1 rRNA gene is annotated in these 768 nt (G+C 56.1%); it reads right to left on the reverse strand.

Annotated elements, in window-relative coordinates:
* Window positions 1-768 (reverse strand): 23S ribosomal RNA (locus tag DF185_RS24755); the annotation flags it as partial.

The following is a 768-nucleotide window of genomic DNA, read 5'->3' on the forward strand; positions in this document are numbered from 1 at the left end:
AGGAGCGTTCCGGACACCACAAGAAGGGTGGTGCTTTACGGAGGCTAGCCCCCTATCTCCGGACAAGCCGATTCCAGGGGGTGGATGCACTCCTAACAAAGAAAAGAGAACTCTTCCCAGAACTCCCGCCGACGTCTCCGAGGTCGGTTGCGTTACCGCGCTGGGCGCACGCCGAACCAAAGGCCCGACACACACCAATCTCCGTGGACAGGGTCGGGAATATTAACCCGATTCCCTTTCGCTACAGGGGGCTGCAATGCAACAGTACTTTGCAGATTACTGAACAAAGCCCGCGAACGGACAATGTCAGGCACCCCGTCTCTGTTCCGATTTACCGGATCACTTAGGACCGCCTGACCCATGGTCAACTGCTGTTCCCATGGAACCCTTCTCCACCTCGGCCTTCAAGGTTCTCACTTGAATATTTGCTACTACCACCAAGATCTGCGCCTGTGGTTGCTTCACCTAGGCTCACGCCTGAGGCTTCCCGCTAGCCACAGCGACCCTCCTACTCGTTGCCGTTACTCCATGCCTGGACCAAGTGCAGCTTGCCCTCACACAGCATAGGCCCAGCTTACAGCAACGGTCCGGTATAGGTCCAACGCTCGAGCGCCATCCATTTTCAGGGCTGGTTGATTCGGCAGGTGAGTTGTTACACACTCCTTAGCGGCTTCCGACTTCCATGGCCACCGTCCTGCTGTCTAGACCAACCAACACCTTTTGTGGTATCTCATGAGCGTCGTGTTAGGCACCTTAACCGAACGTTTG

This window comes from Marinifilum breve (genome assembly GCF_003202155.1).
Lineage (GTDB): Bacteria > Bacteroidota > Bacteroidia > Bacteroidales > Marinifilaceae > Marinifilum > Marinifilum breve.